General features: G+C 54.2%; 2 pseudogenes (both running past the window's edge). Both read right to left on the bottom strand.

What is annotated here, in order from left to right:
• Positions 1 to 1221, bottom strand: a pseudogene (locus A2X88_05860) (hypothetical protein) (it extends 51 nt beyond the left edge of the window).
• Positions 1218 to 1322: pseudogene (locus tag A2X88_05865) on the bottom strand (hypothetical protein) (it continues 1296 nt past the right edge of the window). Before A2X88_05865 ends, A2X88_05860 begins: the two co-directional pseudogenes overlap by 4 nt.

Genomic DNA, 1322 nt, shown 5'->3' on the forward strand with positions numbered 1-1322 from the left:
GAACCCGTTGTGGTGTTTCACAATCCCATAGACCATAGCAAGTCCCAGACCAGACCCCTTATCCGGTGCCTTTGTCGTGAAAAACGGCTCGAATACCCGTTCCTGTGTATTTGCATCCATACCTATTCCTGTGTCCGACACCGTCAAGAGCACGTACGAACCGACACTCATATAGGGATGATAACGAACATAATCATCATCCAGATTGGCCAACTCCGTTTCGATTGTAAGCTGTCCTCCGCTTGGCATCGCATCCCGGGCATTTAAAATCAGATTCATCACCACCTGCTCCACCTGTCCCACATCGGCACGAACCACTGGCAAATTCTTACCCAAGTATGTCCGAATCTCGATATGCTCCCCTACCACCTTCGAGACCAATTTCATGAGATCGATAATTACGGTATTCAAGCTTAGCTTGATCGGTTCGATGATCTGCCGCCGGGAATAGGTGAGAAGCTGTCGCGTCAGCGTGGACGCTCGTTCCGCGCTACGCAATATTTCGTCTAGGTTCGACAACGCCTGCTTGTTCCCTCCAAGCTGCGACCGGAGCATCTCCCCGAATCCGAAGATTCCCGTGAGCGCATTGTTGAAATCGTGCGCAATCCCCCCGGCCAGAGTCCCCACCGCCTCCATCCGCTGGGCGGTCTGGAGCTGCTTTTCCAGCTGGGTCTTTTCCGTGACATCATGGACCATCGACAAGACGCCAATGATGTTCTCCGAAGCGTCCCGCAACGGCGTATTGAACCATTCGCACGTGATTCTCTTCCCATCCTTGCGGACATTGGTGTTTATCGAATAGCTCGATTCATCCCCCTCCAACAACTTCGTCCAGATACGATCGACATGAGACCGTTCGTCCGGAGGAACGATCAGATCATAGGGGTGCTTTCCCGACGCATCCGCCGCCTTCCAGCCGAATATCCGTTCCGCCGCCGGGTTCCACTCCGCCACGCGGAAATCCCTGTCCCACACGATGTATGCCAAGGGCATCCGGTTCACATGGAAGGTTAAGCGCTGGTGGGCATCCCGGAGGTCTTCGATGGATTTGGCGCTGGACAAAGCCACGGTGCACTGCTGGGAAAACGTCTCCAGTTCGCGGATATCTTCCGCGGAAAATCGGTTCTCCTGATCGCTGTAGACATGGAGGACTCCCATGACCTTGCCTTTCATGGGTTTTAGGGGAAAAGAGACCAGGGAGCGCATACCCGATTCGATCACCTTGTCTCTCCAGGGGGCAAACCTGTTGTTCTCAAGAATATTCTGGGAGATGTAGGGTTGACGGTTTTTGATGGCGGTTCCGGATGGGCCGCCGCCCTGGG

It is taken from the genome of Deltaproteobacteria bacterium GWC2_65_14 (genome assembly GCA_001797615.1).
Lineage (GTDB): Bacteria > Desulfobacterota > Deferrimicrobia > Deferrimicrobiales > Deferrimicrobiaceae > GWC2-65-14.